Annotated in this window: 21 protein-coding genes; 13 read left to right on the forward strand and 8 right to left on the reverse strand. The window is 64.7% G+C overall.

All coding sequences use genetic code 11. The features are described from left to right. The first annotated feature begins 29 nt into the window (after positions 1-29). Genes FCF25_RS02365 through FCF25_RS02375 form a run of 3 tightly spaced genes read left to right on the forward strand, consistent with a single transcriptional unit; the run spans position 30 to position 2,139 of the window. Positions 30-668, forward strand: coding sequence for a 4Fe-4S dicluster domain-containing protein (locus tag FCF25_RS02365; protein WP_117595295.1), 639 nt, complete (start codon positions 30-32; stop codon positions 666-668). Then, entirely contained in the window at positions 668-1,129 is a 462-nt protein-coding gene (locus tag FCF25_RS02370) for a hypothetical protein (RefSeq protein WP_174786363.1), read from the forward strand. Before FCF25_RS02365 ends, FCF25_RS02370 begins: the two co-directional genes overlap by 1 nt. Beyond that, positions 1,126-2,139 carry a cytochrome b/b6 domain-containing protein gene (locus FCF25_RS02375; protein WP_117594578.1) on the forward strand — a complete coding sequence of 338 codons (1,014 nt, stop codon included), beginning with the start codon at positions 1,126-1,128 and terminating at the stop codon, positions 2,137-2,139. The genes FCF25_RS02370 and FCF25_RS02375 overlap by 4 nt, the downstream gene beginning before the upstream one ends. 734 nt (positions 2,140-2,873) lie before the next feature. Here FCF25_RS02375 and FCF25_RS02380 read toward each other — a convergent pair. Next, positions 2,874-3,092 (reverse strand): hypothetical protein, encoded by a 219-nt coding sequence (locus FCF25_RS02380; protein ID WP_137047214.1) that lies wholly within the window; start codon positions 3,090-3,092, stop codon positions 2,874-2,876. Between the two features lie 81 nt (positions 3,093-3,173). Then, the gene (locus FCF25_RS02385; protein ID WP_117594580.1) at positions 3,174-3,575 is read right to left on the reverse strand and encodes a hypothetical protein; all 402 of its coding nucleotides are present in this window, start codon (positions 3,573-3,575) and stop codon (positions 3,174-3,176) included. 143 nt (positions 3,576-3,718) lie between these two features. On the opposite strand from FCF25_RS02385, the gene FCF25_RS02390 reads away from it, so the two are divergent. The 6 genes from FCF25_RS02390 (at position 3,719) to FCF25_RS02415 (ending at position 6,354) form a co-directional block, all read left to right on the forward strand. After that, positions 3,719-3,922 (forward strand): hypothetical protein, encoded by a 204-nt coding sequence (locus tag FCF25_RS02390; RefSeq protein WP_117594581.1) that lies wholly within the window; start codon positions 3,719-3,721, stop codon positions 3,920-3,922. 77 nt (positions 3,923-3,999) lie between these two features. Continuing rightward, on the forward strand, positions 4,000-4,278 hold the full coding sequence (locus FCF25_RS02395) for a ubiquitin-like small modifier protein 1 (RefSeq protein ID WP_117594582.1): 279 nt from the start codon (positions 4,000-4,002) through the stop codon (positions 4,276-4,278). Between the two features lies 1 nt (position 4,279). Further along, positions 4,280-4,558 (forward strand): hypothetical protein, encoded by a 279-nt coding sequence (locus FCF25_RS02400; RefSeq protein ID WP_117594583.1) that lies wholly within the window; start codon positions 4,280-4,282, stop codon positions 4,556-4,558. A gap of 2 nt (positions 4,559-4,560) precedes the next feature. Further along, a complete protein-coding gene (locus tag FCF25_RS02405) occupies positions 4,561-4,992 on the forward strand; it encodes a hypothetical protein (RefSeq protein WP_232819735.1) in 432 nt (143 codons plus the stop codon). A 301-nt stretch (positions 4,993-5,293) separates the two neighbouring features. Then, positions 5,294-5,992: an AzlC family ABC transporter permease gene (locus FCF25_RS02410; RefSeq protein WP_117594584.1), complete on the forward strand. Its 699-nt coding sequence runs from the start codon at positions 5,294-5,296 to the stop codon at positions 5,990-5,992. Next, positions 5,989-6,354, forward strand: a complete 366-nt coding sequence (locus tag FCF25_RS02415) for an AzlD domain-containing protein (RefSeq protein WP_137047215.1) — start codon at positions 5,989-5,991, stop codon at positions 6,352-6,354. The genes FCF25_RS02410 and FCF25_RS02415 overlap by 4 nt, the downstream gene beginning before the upstream one ends. A gap of 97 nt (positions 6,355-6,451) precedes the next feature. Here the strand turns inward: FCF25_RS02415 and FCF25_RS02420 are convergent, their stop codons facing one another. From FCF25_RS02420 to FCF25_RS02430, 3 genes are all read right to left on the reverse strand, one after another. Then, positions 6,452-7,135 carry a class I SAM-dependent methyltransferase gene (locus FCF25_RS02420; protein ID WP_137047216.1) on the reverse strand — a complete coding sequence of 228 codons (684 nt, stop codon included), beginning with the start codon at positions 7,133-7,135 and terminating at the stop codon, positions 6,452-6,454. 83 nt (positions 7,136-7,218) lie between these two features. Next, positions 7,219-7,476, reverse strand: coding sequence for a hypothetical protein (locus tag FCF25_RS02425; RefSeq protein ID WP_137047217.1), 258 nt, complete (start codon positions 7,474-7,476; stop codon positions 7,219-7,221). A gap of 169 nt (positions 7,477-7,645) precedes the next feature. After that, a complete protein-coding gene (locus FCF25_RS02430) occupies positions 7,646-9,577 on the reverse strand; it encodes an aldehyde ferredoxin oxidoreductase family protein (protein WP_117594589.1) in 1,932 nt (643 codons plus the stop codon). Positions 9,578-9,751: 174 nt separating this feature from the next. Between FCF25_RS02430 and FCF25_RS02435 the strand changes: the two genes are divergently transcribed. The 3 genes from FCF25_RS02435 to FCF25_RS15920 all read left to right on the forward strand — a co-directional run bounded on the left by FCF25_RS02435 (position 9,752) and on the right by FCF25_RS15920 (position 11,710). Beyond that, on the forward strand, positions 9,752-10,180 hold the full coding sequence (locus FCF25_RS02435; RefSeq protein ID WP_137047218.1) for a VanZ family protein: 429 nt from the start codon (positions 9,752-9,754) through the stop codon (positions 10,178-10,180). A gap of 123 nt (positions 10,181-10,303) precedes the next feature. Next, positions 10,304-11,374, forward strand: a complete 1,071-nt coding sequence (locus FCF25_RS02440; RefSeq protein WP_137047219.1) for an archaeosine biosynthesis radical SAM protein RaSEA — start codon at positions 10,304-10,306, stop codon at positions 11,372-11,374. A gap of 213 nt (positions 11,375-11,587) precedes the next feature. After that, complete coding sequence (locus FCF25_RS15920; protein WP_256360028.1) at positions 11,588-11,710, forward strand: hypothetical protein; 123 nt, start codon at positions 11,588-11,590, stop codon at positions 11,708-11,710. A gap of 115 nt (positions 11,711-11,825) precedes the next feature. Here the strand turns inward: FCF25_RS15920 and purQ are convergent, their stop codons facing one another. Then, a complete protein-coding gene (gene purQ, locus FCF25_RS02445) occupies positions 11,826-12,500 on the reverse strand; it encodes a phosphoribosylformylglycinamidine synthase I (RefSeq protein ID WP_137047220.1) in 675 nt (224 codons plus the stop codon). A gap of 55 nt (positions 12,501-12,555) precedes the next feature. Then, a complete protein-coding gene (gene purS, locus FCF25_RS02450; RefSeq protein ID WP_137047221.1) occupies positions 12,556-12,810 on the reverse strand; it encodes a phosphoribosylformylglycinamidine synthase subunit PurS in 255 nt (84 codons plus the stop codon). A gap of 302 nt (positions 12,811-13,112) precedes the next feature. Here purS and FCF25_RS02455 point away from each other — a divergent pair, with 302 nt between their 5' ends. Beyond that, positions 13,113-14,093 carry a formyltetrahydrofolate deformylase gene (locus tag FCF25_RS02455; protein WP_137047222.1) on the forward strand — a complete coding sequence of 327 codons (981 nt, stop codon included), beginning with the start codon at positions 13,113-13,115 and terminating at the stop codon, positions 14,091-14,093. A gap of 23 nt (positions 14,094-14,116) precedes the next feature. Here the strand turns inward: FCF25_RS02455 and FCF25_RS02460 are convergent, their stop codons facing one another. Next, on the reverse strand, positions 14,117-15,133 hold the full coding sequence (locus tag FCF25_RS02460) for a phosphoribosylaminoimidazolesuccinocarboxamide synthase (RefSeq protein ID WP_137047223.1): 1,017 nt from the start codon (positions 15,131-15,133) through the stop codon (positions 14,117-14,119). Positions 15,134-15,283: the final 150 nt, after the last annotated feature.

Consider the following 15,283-nt stretch of genomic DNA (forward strand, 5'->3'; position numbering starts at 1 on the left):
TGGCCACAAACAACACGAACGAAACGAAGATGTCACAGGGTGTCATGAGCGTCGGCGAGGACGCGCGAATCTTCCCCGACGTGGAGGCGTGTATCGACTGCGGCGGCTGTGTCGTCGCCTGTAAACGGACGTGGGACGTCCCGCGGGACGAACAGCGAATCAGCATCTCGACGATGCTCGAAGGCGAGGAGGCGGCGGCGGGACTCAACGCCCACAGCGCGAAGGCGCTCAGGCAGGGCCAGAACCCCGGCGAGACGAGCGTGCCGATGCAGTGTTACCACTGCGAGAACGCACCATGCGTCTCGGTCTGCCCGACCGACTCGCTGTTCAAGAAGGAGAACGGGTTCGTCGAGGTCCGCGACGACCTCTGCGTCGGCTGTCAGTACTGCCTGTCGGCGTGTCCGTTCGGCGCGCCGCAGTTCCCCGACGCCGACGAGGGCGCGGCGAAACTGTTCGGCACCGGCGGTACGATGGACAAGTGTACGATGTGCGAGGAACGCCAGGACGTCGGCAAGGGCCCGGCCTGCGCCGAGGAGTGCGCCACCGACGCGCTCCTCGTCGGCACCGCCGGTCAGATAGCCGAGGAACTCGACAAGCGCGGGAGTGCGTCGTTCTTCAACTCGGAGGCGATGGAGATCATCTTCGGCGAAGACGCGGAGGCGTTCTGATGAGTCGCTCGCTGCCGGAGACGCGCGACTACAGCGGGCTGGCCATCGCCGTCAACGCCCTCGTCGCGCTCGCGGTCACCGCCGTCGTCGTCTGGTGGGCGTCGGGGTTCGCGTACAACGCCGAGACGCTGTTCCGCGTGGCTCCGACCGTCGAAGCCGGCGGTATCGGCGCCGACTGGCGCGCCGGGAACACGATTCCGGCGCTCGACTTCCTCATCGCGTTCATCCACGCCGCCGACGTGTTGATGGGACTCGGCATCCTCGTCATGTTGTTCGTCCACTGGGGCGCGTTCCGCCGCCTCGCCTCGCGGATGCGACAACCCGGCGAGACGGCGCGCTACGACTCGGACGCGGACGCCGTCGCCGACGGTGGTCGGACGGCGGCCGACGCGACTGCGGCCGCCGACGGGTCCGTCGACACCGATGGTTCCCCCGGTGACCGAGGGGGTGACGGCCGATGACGAACTTGGACCACGGGAAGTTCACCCGGATGACGACGACGTTCCACACGCTCTTGGCGCTGGACGTGTTCATCCTGTTCTTCTCGGGCTACGGCCTGATGTTCAACGACGAACTCTGGTGGTTGGTCACGCTGATGGGCGGTAGCACCGGCGTGACGGCGGTCCACCGCATCGCGGGGCTGGCCCTCGTCGCGCTCATCGTCTTTTGGGTGTTGATGATGCTGACGACGAGCACCGGCCGCGGTAACTTCCGCGAGATTCTGATGGGTCCCGACGACGTCGCGGCGGCGATTCAGGACTTCAAGTTCGTCCTCGGGATGGCCGACGAGCGCCACCCGAACGCCCGGCAGTTCGCGGGCTACAAGTCCGACGACGTGCCGCTACTGTCGTACATCGGCAAGGGCGTCATCTACATCTTCTCCATCGAACTGACGCTGCTCACCATCTCCGGACTGCTCATCTGGAGCAAGACCGGCGTGATGCAGTACTTCGCCACGAAGACGGCGGCGATGGCATTCGTCGTCTTCCACGGCCTGCTCGGCGTCATCATGCTGATGGGCGTGATGTTCCACATCTTCGAGCACGGTTTCCACCCGGCGTTCTACCCGGTGGAGGTGAAGGCGTTCATCCCCCGGAAGCTGATTCCGGAGGAGCACGCCGACACCGACCACGACTCGACGGGTATCAGCCAACTCACCCTCGCGCCGTCGTGGGGGTGGGCGACGAACGTCATGGGCGTGCTCACCGTCATCGGCATCGTCAGCGTGCTCGTCGGGAGCATCTTCGACGAGGGCTACCCCGTGCCGCGCGAACTCGTCGTCGGCGGGGGTCCGACGGACCTGCTCTTGACCGTCGGCATCAACGTCGGTATCCTCGTGCTGTTCATCGGTATGGCGCTGCAGATGTACGGCAACCTGCTTCGCGTCCGCTGGCAGAAGCAGCTGGAGCAGGAGGCGCGCGCGACGGCGACGACGGACGGGGGACAGGTGAACCAGCCGAACGACGACTAGCGACCTTTTACCCTGCGCTCGGGCAACTACGTTGCCCTCGCTCGGTAAAAGCTCGACCAAAAGCACTCGTCACTTACTTCAGCCGCTTCACGGCTTCCGTTCGCTCCTCGGCCGAGAATCGCTCCGCGATTCTCGTACAAACAAGAAATGCAACGCAGTTGTTCATCGTCCTGCAACCGGAGTAGTTTGCTTAGAAGTAGCCCGTGTTGAGGTTATTTTATTTAGACTTGTATCTGAAACGGAGGCTGCTGATTTGCTAGGTAGGTATGCGTATTGATTATTCGGACTCTCGATTAAGCGTGTCAAAGGTGTGTTCTCACGAGACCACGTTCTTATTCATGTTACGGGGTAATACGGGTATCTCACGAATATGGTGTCCGTCGTTCAAAAATCTCGTTCGTGAGAACTGGGAGTGCAATCCAAAACACCCCGAAAAGAACTCCTACTTCGGGGCCAAAGTATATCCATACAATAGATATAGATATTATTGAAAAAATCACACCAATACATATCGCTAGGGCTCGTTTCTTCATGAAGACGTGGATGGCATTATTGTATTAATAACTATCTGCGACGACGTTCATCGGTGAACCTCAATAGGGGTTTGCTTCTGCTAAGCCCAAAGTGAATGAGTCGGTGAGTTTAGCACCGGTATGTATGGCTACTTCAACATAAGTTTTGGATAAATAAAATCGTATTCAAACTACTGTTAGATTTCACTCGCCCGTAGTAACTCACTCCTCGTTACTCGCATTCGACATCAGCCGCCGAAACACGGGAACGAACGGCTTCAGCAGGAGAGCCGCGGCGACGAGAAAGACCAGAAGCGCCCCGCTATCGGACACACCGAACTCCATCGCCCCGAGCGCGACGGCTCCCGCAACGACGAGATACACCCAGAACGCGACGACGACGGGGACGTACCCGTGCGTCGGAGCGGGTGTTTGGTACATATCTACGAGTTCGTCCACCCTCGGATAAGTTTTCTGTCCGAACTGTTCGGATAATTCACTCGGTACGCGGTGTGTCTACGCTTACGCCGAGAGCAACTCCGCGCCCTCGGTGGAGAGTTCGACGGTCACGTCCTGTCTGGTGTGCTGGCTGATCTGGTCGATGTTGCGCGTCAGCACTTCGAGGACGTCCTTCGGTTCGGGGTAGACGAGCATGTTGCCGTCGTCGTCCTCCATGACGAGTTGGGTGTCCGAGAGCGAAATCTGGTCGTTCTCGATGCGGGCGACGATGGCGCGCAGTTCTTCGGCGCCGCCGGGGTCGCCCTCCTCGACCATCGTCACGTACAGCGAGTCGAGACCGATGAGGTCCTTGTACTCGCGGACGCGGCGGGCGCAGCGCACCATATCCTTCGTGACGGCCGTCTTCTGCGGGTTGCCGTGTTCGCCCTCGAAACAGTGCTTGCACACCCGGAGTTCCATCCGCATAGTTCACCTCTGCCATCGACTCCGATATATGTTGGCACGTCGGCGACTCGCGGGAGTCGCGCCGAGTCGTCGCGTCGCTCCCGCGACTCGTCGCCTCCGGGTCGCCGTACCGTTTTTGTGTCCAGCATGCGAACTATTCGCATATGGCCGGAATCCTCAACACGGTGTACGTGGTGGCGGTACTGCTCGTCGCGATCGGCGGCGTCGGCGGCGTGATGTGGCTGACGCGAGACTCCAACCCGGACCCGCGTACGTCGTCGACGCGGCTCCGAAACGCCTCGAACGCGCTCATCGTCGCCGCTATCGGTATTTTCCTGATTGCGATGGCGGCGAACCTCCTGCTGTGACGCCGCCCGGCGCGACGCTCGGCGGCGCGAACCGCCTCTCCGCACACCTTTTTACCGATTCCACGCCTTCTGCGACTATGCAACTCGAACTGCGGTTCTTCGCGACGTTCCGCGAGGCCGTCGGACAGAAGACTATCGAGCGCGAGTACGACGGGGACCGCACCGTCGGTGACGTTCTCTCGGCGCTCGAAGCGGAGTTCGGCGGACTCGAGGGCCAGTTGCTCGAAGACGGCGACCTCAGACCGCAGATAAACGTCCTGAAGAACGGGCGCGAGGTGCTCCACATGGAGGGAATCGAGACGACCATGGAGGACGGCGACACGCTGAGCGTCTTCCCGCCGGTCGCCGGAGGGTGAGATGAGCGACGCCACCAACGAGACGAAAACCGTCGAGAAGTCGTTTCGGGGTATCTCCGAGCGCCTCGCCGCCCACTACCTGACGAACCTCGGCGGCGAACGCGTCGAGGACGACCGCGTCGTCGGCGACGACTGGGAGGCGACGCTCTCCTCGGAGAAAGTCGACATTGGGCCGACCCTCGACATCACCGAGGTGACGCTCGTCTTCGAGGGCGACGCCGAGACGCTCGACCCGCTGATAGAGCGGTTCTCGCAGAAAGCGATGCGCGCCGGCGGGTAACCGTGTCCGAAGACCACGGGAACGGCGAAAGAGACGCGGGCGCACCCCCAGACGACGCCGAACCGACCGTCGTCGATATCGAAGACGTCCCCATCGAAGGGCAGGTTATGCTCGTCGCGGGCGCGAAGGCGAGCATCCCGCCGGAGCGGCTTCCGGCGCTTCTCACACGAACGCAGGCGGATCTCGGCGGCCGGATAGACGACTATCGCCAGCGGTACGAACTCGTCGACGAGACCGACGAGTACGCCGCGTTCTTCGTTCCCGACGACCACTGGGCGGGCGTCGGCGAGCGGCTCGGACTCGACCACCGAGAGACGGACGCGATTCGCCGAACCCACGAGGAGCAGTTGCGTCGAATCGGGCGCTCCGACGGTCGGCGAGAGGAGTTCGACTCGGCGCTCGAAATCAGACAAGTCGCGGTTATCGGCCTGTAACCGCCAGACTCGACGCTCGGAGTCGGCGGTCGAGATAGCCGCCGACGGAGTACGTCCGGACTCGGTGTCGGAGCGGTAGACGTTCATCGGTTCGTTCTGGTCGCTCCCGTACAGCAGCTACCGCCGTCCTCGCTCACGTCTTCGAGAATCACCTGGCCGTCGACTTCGACCACCGGACCGACCGACTGCATCCCTCGTCGGCGTGTTTTCCGAATCGCAGTTCACTCGACTCGCTGAGAGAAGAAGGTGACGCCGTTGCCGGATAGACAGGGGTTTCCTATCGGGTGTTCCGAGAGTGTACATGAACGTTCCTACGGAACTTCGGACCGGCGTCCGGGACGTGTTGCCGTTGTTTCTCGGCATCGTTCCGTTCGCCGTCGTCTTCGGCGTCGCCGCCGTCGACGCCGGGCTCTCGGCGGCGCAGGCCGTCGGCCTCTCGGTGTTCGTCTTCGCCGGTGCGTCGCAGTTGGCGACGCTCGACCTGCTCGCCCGCGACGCCGCCGTGCCGGTCGTCGTACTCACCGCCGTCGTCATCAACCTCCGCATGCTGATGTACTCGGCGTCTCTCGCGCCGTACTTCCGGTCGCTCGCCGGTCGGTCGAAGGCGGTGCTGGCGTACTTTCTCACCGACCAAGCGTACGCGCTCTCGGTCGCGCACTACGGACCGCTCGGAGAGGCGGAACCGTCGGGCGTCTCCGACCGCCGCTGGTATTACCTCGGCGTCGCGGTGAGCCTCTGGGTCGTCTGGCAGTTGGGGACGGTCGCCGGACTCGTCCTCGGCACCGGCGTCCCCGACGGTTGGGGCCTCGACTTCACCGTTCCGCTGGTCTTTCTGGCGCTTCTCGTGCCGGCGATGAAGGACGTGCCGACGACGGTGGCGGGCGTCTGCGGCGGAGTCGTCGCCGTCGTCGCCGCCGGACTCCCGCTGAACCTCGGGTTGCTCGTCGGGGCGACGGTGGGTATCGTCGCCGGACTCCTCGCGGAGCGTGGTCCTCGATGACGACGTCGTATCCGACGACGACGGTGTGGGCCGTCGTCCTCGCCATCGGCGTGCTGACGTTCGCCATCCGCTTTTCGTTTCTCGCCCTGTTCGGGTCCGGGTCCGCGGGTGGTCGAAGCGGGGCCGGAGAGACCGTCTCGCCGCGAATCCGCGCGGTGCTTCGGTACGTCCCGCCGGCGGTGTTGGCGGCGCTGGTCTTCCCGGCCATCGTGACGATAGAGCCGACAGTCGTCGAGACGCTCTCGAACGACCGACTGCTCGCCGGTGCAATAGCGGCAGCCGTCGCCTGGCGCACCGAGAGCGTCATCGCGACTATCACCGTCGGGATGGGCGCGCTGTGGGCGCTACAGTTTTTGCTCTAGGTGGCTAGCGAAAAGGAGTCGGCGACCCGAGTCGAGAAGAGAGCTCCGCCGTTCACGGCGTCGACGAGACGCTCCGCGTCTCGTTCGCAGATCAAAGTTAGAACGCTTCGCGTTCCGAGGACGGGTGTGAATCCGACGGCTGCTCGGACGGCGAGGCGACCAACTCGGTGAGAATCCCGAGATACCGGTGACTGACGCCGTCGACTTGGAGCCCCGCCTCTATCACGACCTGTTCGGGCGTCTGGTTCCACCGACAGCCCATCTGCTCGAAGTGCCACGGCGCGAAGCGGTCCTGCAGCCGCGCCAGCGGTTCGACGCGGCTTCGGCCGTGTTCGAGCAGGAGAATCTGTCCGTCGGGCTCGCAAACCCGGGCCATCTCTTCGAGCGCCGCGACCGGGTCGGGGAACGTACACGTCGACAGCGACGAGACAACCGTGTCGAAACTGTCGTCGCCGAACGGAAGCGACTGCGCGTCGGCCTCTCGGAGGTCGGCGTCGATGCCGAGTTCGTCGGCCCGCTTCCGCGCTCGCTCCAGCATCTCCGGACTGAGGTCGACGCCGACGACCGAGACGCCCGCGGGGAGATACGGGAAGTTGGCTCCGGTGCCGCAGGCGACGTCGAGTACGCGACCGCTGGCCCGCGAGAAGAGGCGGTGACGGCTCCGTCCGAGAAACAGCCGGTCGAACGGCTCTGCGCGGTCGAACTGCGACGCGGCGTCGCCGTAGATGCGCCGGAGCTCGTCGACGGACTTTCCGGGTCGCTCCGAGTTCTCTGCGCTCACAGTACGTGATGAGCTACCGAGTACCAAAAATCGTACTGTTGCAGAGATTCGCGGAACAAGCCCACGACTTCGGTCGCGGGATTTCACGGCCGTTCTTCGGACGGCGACTCGCGCTCGCGGACGGCGGCGAACCGCTGTGCGGCGTCGGCGATTCGCTCGAACGCGAGGACGAAGCGGTAGAGCAGGTAGAGCGGTAAAACGGCGACGGCGAGCCAGATGACGAAAAACAGTTGTTGAGCAATGAGTATCGAGTACAGCGCGAGGAAGAAAAACAGGACGAGCGCGACGATTCCCGCGTTCGTCCGTGCCAGTTCGCGGAGGGTCGGAGGGTTTCGGGACATACTCCTTCTGCGGTAGACTCGCTGAAAAAGTTTGCTCGAACGACACTCTCTGTGGCTGTCCGTTTGAGCGAGTCGGCGTGGTCGAATCGAAGTCGACCGCGAGATGTGAATACGACGTAGTAGTCTCTCAGGAACTGGAAAAAGAAAAATCTTCGATTTGGACGGTCGCTCAGTCGTCGGCGGGGGCGGCGGAGTCGCTGCCGCTGCTGACGCCCGTGCCGGGACCGATATCGATTTCGAGTTCGTCGAGTTTCTCGTCGGGGACGACGCCGTCGACCCAGCCGCGGTGGCTGTAGTACTCGTCTTTCATCTCGTCGAGTTCGCAGAACTCGCCCTCGGAGGCGCCCTGTCCGGGGACGCCGCCCTCGCCGTCGAGGAACCGCGCCGGCAGCGAGTCGTCCGAACCGTCGAAACCTGCGAGGTTGTTGTAGTAGCGTTCGAGGTTGTAGACGCGCTCGCCCGCCTCGATGAGTTCGTCCTCGGTCACGTCGAGGCCGGTCATGCCGTTGTACTGCAGGACGTACTCCTCGATGCCCTCCGCGAAGGCGTTGAACTTGCAGATGTCGAAGCTGTCGGAGATGGCGTGGAGGTCCTGGAACGTCGCGGTGAGTTCGCCCTTCCCCTCCCACGCGTACGGGTCGACCTTTTCGGGGACGCCGAGGATCTCGGCGGCCGGGGTGTAGGCGCGCAGGTGGCACGCCCCGCGGTTCGAGGTGGCGTAGGCGATGCCCATGCCCTTCATGCAGCGCGGGTCGTACGCCGGAATCGTCTGGCCCTTGACGGCCAGCGAGTTCTCCTCTGCGTCTTTCTTCTCGGCGATGCGCCGCGCGCCCTCGGCGAGCAGGTCCGGGAGGCCCTCCTCGCGGTGCGAAATCCGCTCGATGAGGTCGACCATCGTCTCGGAGTCGCCCCAGTCGAGCGTCCCGACGTCGTCGAGTTTGCCCTCCTCGGACATCTCCATCGCCATCGCCATCATGTTGCCAACCTCGATGGTGTCGACGCCCATGTCGTTGCAGCGGTCGATCATGAGCGCGATGTCGTCGCGCTCGGTGTGGCCGGAGTTCGGGCCGAGCGCGTACGCCGACTCGTACTCGTACGACTCCATCCGGACGTTCATCTCCTCGCCCTTGTGCATCGTCGTCACCTCGACTTCCTTCTTACAGGCGACGGGGCAGGAGTGACACGTCGGCTCGTCGACGAGGATGTTCTCGCGGACGTTCTCGCCGGAGACCTCCTCGGCGTCGATGGTCGTCCCCTCGCTCTCGGAGAAGCTCCGCGTCGAGGTGTACTTGCCGTTCTTCACCGGGAGGCCGTCCATCTCCTCGGTGATGTTCATGAGGACGTTCGTCCCGTACATCGAGAGGCCACCCTCGTTCGGCGCGGTGACGTCGGACTCCTGAATCGCCTGCATCCCCTGCTGGTAGCCCTTCTGGAACGTCTCGGGGTCCGCCGGCTTCGGCATCCGGGTGCCGGATTTGACGACGACCGCCTTGAGGTTCTTCGAGCCCATCACGCAGCCGGTGCCGCCGCGGCCCGAGGCTCGGTCGTCCTCGTTGACGATGCAGGCGTAGCGCACGCCGTTCTCGCCGCCGGGACCGATGGCCATCACGGAGACGTTCTTGCCGACGCTGCCGTCGACCTCCTCGCCGATGGTCTCGATGGTCTCGTGGACGCCCTTCCCCCACAGGTGAGAGGCGTCGCGGAGTTCGACCTCTCCGTCTTCGACGTACGCGTACACCGGCTCTTCGGCCTTGCCGTCGAAGACGAGGCCGTCGAAGCCGGACCACTTCAGCCGCGCGCCGGACCAGCCGCCGTGGTGGGAGTCGGTGACGGTGCCGGTGAGCGGCGATTTCGTGACGACGGCGATGCGGCCGCTCATCACCGTCTGGGTGCCCGTCAACGGACCGTTCATGAACGCGAGCCGGTTCTCCGGGCCGTCCGGGTCGACGTCCGGTCCGGCGTCGAAGACGTACTTCACGCCGAGGCCGCGCGCGCCGATGTACTTGCGCGCGTCCTCGTCGTCGATGCCTCGGTAGGCCACCTCGCCCGATGTGAGGTCGACCTCCCCTACGTGGTCCTGAAATCCGCCGAGTTCGGTCATTGTAAGGTACTATGATTATAATGGGGCCCCACTTCGTTAGCTGTTGTCGCGCCGATGTAACCACATTTAGTTACTCACGTCGCGGTCCCCGTCTCTCCGAGGCGGCGTCAGGCATCTCGACACGTCGGCTGCGGAGCGGGAGCCTTATTCGAGCGGCGAGACCACTCCGAAGCGATGTCTTCGGCACCGCCGAGAACCGTAGCACGCTCCACGTTCCTCTCACCCCGTCTCCGCTGGGCGGCCGTCCTCGTCGTCGCCGGCGGCGTCTTCGCCGCCTCCGTCGTCACCCCGCCGGGCGACGGCGTCCCGACGCTCGGACCGTTCGGACTCGTCGGTGCGGACAAGTGGTTACACGCCGTGGCGTACGCCGCCGTCGCCGGGACGCTCTCGCACGCGCTCGCACCGCGGTTCCGGCGCGCGGCCCTCGGCGGCTTCCTCGGTGGGTCGGCCTACGGATTCTGCGTCGAACTCGTCCAGGCGTTCGTCCCCGCCCGGCAGTTCGACCTCCTCGACGCGGCCGCGAACGGCGTCGGTGCGGCACTCGGTGCAGGGCTCTGGTTGCTCTTCGCGTTCGCTCTCGCGTCGGCCGTCGGACGCGACTGACCGCGGCGAGTCGTCGGTGACTCGCCGCCGTCGAGTTGACGACAGCGGCCGCGATGCGGTGACGCCGCCGTCGGCCGAGGGGGAGACGAAGCGGCTTTACGCGCCCGTCGCCGAGTCGCACCAATGAGCGAGCCGAGTCCCGACGTGTACGAGCGGGGACGCGGAATGGACGCGCACAACAAGGTGATGCGCGAGATTCGCGGCCTCAAGGAGAAACACTACGACCCGCACGAACCGACCCGCGTCTGGATAGACGAGGACAACACGCCGAGCGGCGTCTACCAGTCTCTGACCATCATCCTCAACACCGGCGGCTGTCGGTGGGCGCGCGCCGGCGGCTGTACGATGTGCGGCTACGTCGCCGAGTCCGTCGAAGGCGGGACGGTCGAACACGAGGCGCTGATGGACCAGATACAGGTCTGTCTCGACCACGAGGCGGAGAACGCCGAGGGGAAGTCGCCGCTCATCAAGATATACACCTCCGGGTCGTTCCTCGACGAGCGCGAGGTACCGGCGGAGACGCGGGACGCCATCGCGGAGACGTTCTCGGACCGAGAGCGCATCGTCGTCGAGTCGCTGCCCGATTTCGTCGACCGCGAGAAACTCGACGACTTCGTCTCGCGGGGGCTCGACACCGACGTGGCCGTCGGTCTCGAAACCGCGACCGACCGCGTCCGCCGCGACTGCGTGAACAAGTACTTCGCCTTCGACGATTTCGTCGCCGCCAGCGAGGAAGCCGACGCCGCGGGTGCGGGCATCAAAGCCTACCTCCTGATGAAGCCGCCGTTCCTCTCGGAGTCGGAGGCCATCGAGGACATGAAATCCTCCGTCCGTCGCTGCGCGGAGTACGCTCACACCGTCTCGATGAACCCCTGCAACGTCCAGCGCTACACGATGGTCGACGAGCTCCACTTCCGCGGCGGCTACCGGCCGCCGTGGCTCTGGTCGGTCGCCGAGGTGCTTCGCGACACCGCCGACGCCGACGCCATCGTCGTCTCCGACCCGGTCGGACACGGCTCCGACCGTGGCCCGCACAACTGCGGTGAGTGCGACGACCTCGTCCAGAAAGCCATCAAGGACTTCGACCTCCGACAGGACCCCTCCGTGTTCGAGCAGGTCGACTGCGACTGCAAGGCGACGTGGCGCGCCGTCGTCGAGGAGGAGACGAGCTACGCGATGCCGTTAGCGAACTGAGAAGACGGCTGGCGAAGCCAGAAGCGCAGACGACGTCGGCGTACGTTCTCTTTTGGCCGGGTTCGATAGCCGGCCGACACATCGCTGTAAGCGACCGTTTACGCCCGCGTAGGCCGCTCATAGTGATACCCGATGCCGTGCAGCGTCCAGGTAGGAGTCGAGCGGCCACCCGGCGGGAAGCGCCGCCCAGTCGCCGTCTCGACCAGTCCGACCATGAAACAGACGCAAGGAAGCTACAAGGCGATATACTGCTCCGACGGCTGGCTGGAGATACGCGAAGACCAGAACGTCGAAGGCTGGATATCCACCGACTCGCCGGTGCCGGTCACGACGTAGGCGCTCGACCCGTTCTACTCCGTCTCTCGACGGAGCCACAGCGCTGCCGCAGTCGCCCCCCCGACTGGCCCCTCCGCCTGTTTTCTCGCCGCTCGGACGGTCGCCGGTCGACCGTTCAGGCGAACCCACGGAGGATTCCCGCGCCGTCGGTCCCTCCCACGTCGGCGAGCGTCGCTCGCTCGGGGTGCGGCATCAACACCGCGACGCTCGCTCTCTCGCCGAGAATTCCGGCGACGTTGCCCGTAGAGCCGTTGGGGTTCGCCTCGTCGGTGACGTTGCCGTCTGCGTCGCAGTACCGGAACAGCACGCGGTCGGCCGCGTCGAGCGTCTCGTACTTCTCGGAGGAGATCTCGAACCGGCCCTCGCCGTGGGCGATGGGCACCTCGATGACTTCGCCCTCGTCGTAGGCGGCGGTCCACGGCGTCTCGGCGTTCTCGACCCGCAGGTGGACGCGTTCGCACTGGAACCGCGCGCTCCGGTTCGTCGTGAACGCGCCGTCGGTCAGTCCGGACTCGCAGCCGACCTGCGCGCCGTTGCAGACGCCCAAGACGGGAACGCCGCGCTCGGCGATGTCGCGGACCTCGTTCATGATGGGCGACTGGGCGGCCATCGCCCCCGCGCGGAGGTAGTCGCCGTAGGAGAACCCGCCCGGTAGCATCACGCCAGTCGCGTCCCCGGGCAGGCCGTCTTCGTGCCAGACGCGTTCGGCGTCGATACCGAGGTGGGTGAGCGCCGCGACGGCGTCGCGGTCGCAGTTCGACCCGCCGAACTGCACGACTGCGACCGTCACCGGAACCGCCTCCCGTGGCGGTAGACGACGGTCTGAGTCGCGGAGACTGCGACGCTCATTCGGCTTCCTCGACTACCACGTCGTAGTCGTGGATGGTCGGATTTGCGAGCAGTCGCTCGGCCATCTCGTCGGCGCGTTCCTCGGCGTCCGACGCGGAGTCGGCGTCGACGTCCACCTCGAAGCGGTCCGCCGAGCGGAGCCCCTGCAGTTCGAAGCCGAGCCGTTCGAGCGCACGCTTTGTCGTCTCCGCCTCGGGGTCCAACACGCCGCGCTTCAGTCTGACGGTCACCGTCGCGGTGTACGCGGTCATCGTCCGACTCTGCGCGGTCGTGGGTAAAATGGCTTTTGGATACTCGTCGATAACCAAGTTCGTGTATATCTCGGCGTCTGTGGTGGGTCGACGTCCCGCCGCGTCCGCGTGTTCGTCGACGCCGGTAGCTCACGACCGTCGATTCGAAAATCTCCGCTCTCGCCAAATTCGGTCAGTACGAGTCATCTGGGGTGGCGGTAACGGGTCACTTCCTCTCGCGTTGTTGCCACGAACGGAAGACGTATCCTCAGTTATGCTCCACATTACCACGTGTTCACTCCCGGCTTCTTGGTGATGAGAGTATGACCCGTGAGTTGACCGAAATCACCGTCATCGGCGAGGACAAGACGGGCCTCGTCGCGCGTATCACGTCGCTTCTATTCGACCGCGGCATCAACATCGAAGATATCGACCAGGCCGTCCGCGAGGGAATCTTCCGGATGACGCTGCACGCCGACACCGGCGAGATGGTGTGCACGTCCGAGACGCTCCGCTCGACGCTCGACGAACTGGCGACCGAGCTCGGCGTCGAGATCCAAGTCCGGTTTCCGTCCGACCGCGAGACGAAGCGCCTCGCCGTGCTCGTGACGAAGGAGTCGCACTGTCTGGAGGCGCTGTTCGAGGCGTGGGCCAACGACGAACTCGACGCCGAGATCGGCGTCGTCATCGGCAACCACGACGACCTCCAGCCGCTGGCCGACCACTACAACGTCCCGTTCCACGACATCGGCGACAAGAAAGGCGGAGCCGACGAAGCCGAACTGCTCGAACTGCTCGACGAGTACGACGTGGACCTCATCGTTCTCGCGCGCTACATGCGCATCCTCTCGCCGAACGTCGTCTTCCGCTACGAGGACCGCATCATCAACATCCATCCGAGCCTCCTTCCCTCGTTCCCCGGCGCGGCCGCCTACCGCCAGGCGAAGGAAGGCGGCGTCAGAATCGCGGGCGTCACCGCCCACTACGTGACCACCGACCTCGACCAGGGGCCCATCATCACCCAGCGCGCGTTCGACGTACCCGACGACGCGTCGGTCGACGAAATCAAAGCGCGCGGGCAACCGCTGGAAGCCGACGCGCTCCTCGAAGCGGTGAAGCTACATCTCGGCGACGCGCTGAGCGTCCACCGGGGCCGGACGAGTCTCCGCGATGACGAGGATATCGACTACCAACTCGGCCTCTCGAAGGAAGCGCAGGCGGCGAACCCCGACCGCCCCGTCGACGGGAAACTGCCGCAGTCGCTGCAGAGACCGGCCGAGCCGAACGAACCGAGCGACGACTGACGTCGTCTCTTCTCTCCGCCTCGTCACAGATTCCGCACCGCGTCGACCGCTTCGTCGAGTTCCGGCGCGTCGAACCAGTCGAAGTTCGTGTACGCGTTCGTCCCGGCGGCGTACATCTCCGAGACAGTTTCGACGACCGAATCCGGCAGCACCGGCGGCTCGGCGTCGCACAACGCGCGCCAGTCGGGGTCGTCGCGGCGGTCCGCTTCGGTTTTCGCGTCGCCGACGGCGTCGACCCACTCGGGGTGCTCGCGCTTGTAGTACTGGCGGACGACCTCCTTCGACATCTCCTGGCCGTCGTAGCTGAACCGATTCTCGTCGAACGTCCCGACGACGTCGGCGACTTTGATGGCTCCGTCGTGGTAGAGACACTCGATTTTGCCGTCCTCGTGGACCAGCCCCGTCTGCTCGGCGCGGTCGGTGAGGATGTGGTTCACCGCGAGCGCCAACTCTTCGAGGCGGTCGATATCGGCCGGTCCCGAGATATCGTCGGCCTCGTCCCGCGAGAGGTAGCGGTCGCGCTCTTCGAACTTGGTGGAGAACTCGACGACCGGCCGCGGGAGGTCGACGACTTCGTCGGGCCACCCGTCGTAGTCGAGGCCGTAGTCGGCGGGGTCGCCGCGCGAGCGGAGGCTCGACCCGACGGGAACCGTGTTCCGGAAGACGATTTCGAGCGGAATCAGGTAGTTGTCCCCGACGGCGTCGTAGAACCCGTCGTAGTCGTAGCCGTCGTCGTATCGGAGGTTCGGCACCTGCACGAGGTCGATAGCCATCTCGCGGGGCGGCTCGGTGGTCTCGCCGAGTTCGACCTCCTCGCCGCCTTCGACCACGCCACGGTAGTGCGTCGGGACGTGGTTGACGTCGAGTAACTCGAAGTTGTACGCGCCCATCGTACAGAGGCTCGCTCCCTTCCCCGGTATCTCGTCGGGCATCTTCCCCCAGTCGAAGACGGAGTAGTCGTCGGTGAAGACGAAGCTCCCCCGTCCGAGCGAGTCGGCCGTCGGTTCCTCGGCCACGCGGAACTCCTTGACGCTCGTCATAGCTGAACACGCGGCGGCGCACGGTAAGTAACTTTCACTTCTGTGCTGATTCGAGAGGAAGTGGAGTCCGAAATGCGCACGTTTGTGTGTTGTCTCGACGTGTGCTCGAAAACGTGCTGTGACAACACGCGTCGCTATCGCTGTGTCGAT

The organism is Haloprofundus sp. MHR1 (genome assembly GCF_005155585.1).
Taxonomy (GTDB): Archaea; Halobacteriota; Halobacteria; order Halobacteriales; family Haloferacaceae; genus Haloprofundus; species Haloprofundus halophilus.